The sequence below is a fragment of the Ancylomarina sp. genome, assembly GCF_041555295.1.
Taxonomy (GTDB): Bacteria; Bacteroidota; Bacteroidia; order Bacteroidales; family Marinifilaceae; genus Ancylomarina.
The window spans coordinates 1-2,211 of record NZ_JBFFKR010000417.1 but is presented as its reverse complement, the minus strand read 5'-3'; the positions used below and the strand labels follow the sequence as shown (position 1 = coordinate 2,211).

The window sequence follows — 2,211 nt, the reverse complement described above, 5'->3', positions numbered from 1 at the left end:
GCTAGGTTCTTTTTTTGTTTAGCAGGAACTATTATAATCTGTTTGTTTATAAGTTGGAAATCTAAAGTCGTATCAGGAATGATTTGTCTTAATACATTGTATAAGATCTCTTCTTTTGCTTGAATATTAACGTGAGGTCTGTCTATTAGGATACTGGCATCATAAGTAAAGTAAGTATTTGTTTTCCGAGCGATTGAATCTAAGGCCTTTTCTAAACTGATTTCTTTTAGGCTAATTGAAATTTTTTGATTGAGCCCCTTATTTTGTGCTAAGCCTAGTATACTCATCGTTAAAAGACAAAAGAAAAGAAAAATGCCTTTTGTCTGTATTTTGTTGAGTCTATGAATAAGGGAACTGGGCATGTTAATTTTGATTAGAGTTTAGGTTGAGGCATGATCTCCTTGTTAGATCATACCATTAAACTTTATGTATAAGAATTAAAGGCTATTTTAATTCGCCTTTTTAATCAGAATCTGATTGCCATTTTTCTCGTATACCAAGTTGAATGGAGCACACATGTAATTTAAAATATTATCAAGTGGTTCATGATCGAAATCCGAGTTGAGAGCTAAATCCTTAAGTTCTGCTTCCTGAAAACGAATTTGAACTTGATAGGTTCTGTTTAGAACTTTAGCGACTTCGTTTAATTTGGTATCTCTAAAAACCATTTGGCGTGTTTTCCACGATAAATAATTATCATCTCGAATTATCGTTTTTTCAAGTATTGATTCTTTTAAGCTAGCAAAATCACCAGAAATTAGGATCAACTTATTATCAGGTTTGTTGATAGATGAAAATTGAACTTTTCCTGTTTTTACAAGTACTTCTACTCTGTTCGTGGCCGCATTAATATTAAATGATGTTCCTAAAACTTTAACTTCAGCATCTTTTGCATTAATAATGAAAGCTTTATTGGGATTTTTTGCAATATTAAAAAATGCTTCCCCAATTAATTTTACTCGACGCTCATTAGTCTTAAATTTTCTAGGATAGATAAGCTTCGAATTTGAGTTGAGCGTTATCACAGAACCATCATCGAGAGTTATGCTTTTGTTTGCTTCGTTTATCTCACAAACAAATGTCTTGTTTGGATATAGATGGGTGTATGTTGTTTGAACCAAAAGCCCAATCCCGAATAAAATTATAATTGAAGCAGCAAGCCTAAAAAAGGCTTTAAGAGGAGAGGGTCTTGAAATAGAAAAATGTGTGGTGATATCTTTCTTACTTACAATTCTCTTTTTTACATTCGCCCAAGCATACTCAGAGTCAAATGCTTCGTTAGCGAGATATAAATCAGCAAGCGTTAAATCTTTTCCAGAAGCTTTTATTGCTTCAGCATAGCTAGGATTTACTGCCATCTCCGCTTCGAAAACCTCAAGTTCCGATTCTGTCATTTCTCCACTTAAATATTTCGAAATGATCTCCCAATCCAGTGTATGTGAAAATTCTTTTGTCATTCTGTTTGTTTTTGGCAGCTTAAATTTTAACTGCGGCAATAGTCTTTATTAATTGTTTTCTTTAAAATATTGGTTTGCTTAAAATAAGCATATGTAATCTTTTAAATTGTGTCGAAATACCTTAAGTGCTTTTCCCATATTCGCTTCAACCGTTTTTATCGAAATGGAGAGCTTTTGAGCTATTTCCTGATATTTTAATCCTTCAAAACGACTCATCTTAAAAATGGTGCCACACCGTTGTGGTAATGAGGAAAGCGTCTGTTGTACAATTTTGTTAATTTCTTTCTCTTCAAGTGTATTAGTTGAAGAATCATTTTCATCAAAATGGTGTTTTATGTATTCTTTGTACCTGTTATGACTGCCCATTTTTCTTAAAACTTGTAGGGCGTTGTGATATGTCGATCGGTATAAATATGCTTTTATCGAAGTATGAATATTTAATTCTTTTCTGTTTTCCCAAATCTGACAAAAGAGATTCTGAACAATTTCTTCCGATAGATCTTTCGTTTTAACAAAGCGAAGTGCGTAAAGACATAGTTGTGGATAAAATTCTTTGAAAACTCTTTCGAATTCCTTCAGATTGCCTTCTCGTATTTGTTTTGTAATATTTTGAGTATCCTCTAACATTCGTTATTACTGCTTCGTTTATTTTTAATATTTAATTAAAAATAGGTCTTTTTTTTAAGTCTACTTATACGCTTCGAAGTTTAGTTTTGAAAATATCCTGGAGAGGGAACTCCAGGATAAATCAATG

General features: G+C 32.3%; 3 protein-coding genes. All 3 read right to left on the bottom strand.

Going from position 1 to position 2,211, the window contains the following annotated elements:
* The coding region (locus ABY905_RS16635; protein WP_372645911.1) for a hypothetical protein at nucleotides 1–287 on the bottom strand (287 nt) is incomplete at its 3' end.
* Between the two features lie 162 nt (nucleotides 288–449).
* Nucleotides 450–1,457: a FecR family protein gene (locus ABY905_RS16630; RefSeq protein ID WP_372645909.1), complete on the bottom strand. Its 1,008-nt coding sequence runs from the start codon at nucleotides 1,455–1,457 to the stop codon at nucleotides 450–452.
* Between the two features lie 78 nt (nucleotides 1,458–1,535).
* Complete coding sequence (locus tag ABY905_RS16625) at nucleotides 1,536–2,084, bottom strand: RNA polymerase sigma-70 factor (protein ID WP_372645907.1); 549 nt, start codon at nucleotides 2,082–2,084, stop codon at nucleotides 1,536–1,538.
* Between the last annotated feature and the right edge of the window lie 127 nt (nucleotides 2,085–2,211).

Coding starts and splice junctions, on each gene's coding strand:
- ABY905_RS16630 (WP_372645909.1), bottom strand. CDS start 1,457: ATGACAAAAGAATTTTCACATACACTGGATTGGGAGATCATTTCGAAA.
- ABY905_RS16625 (WP_372645907.1), bottom strand. CDS start 2,084: ATGTTAGAGGATACTCAAAATATTACAAAACAAATACGAGAAGGCAAT.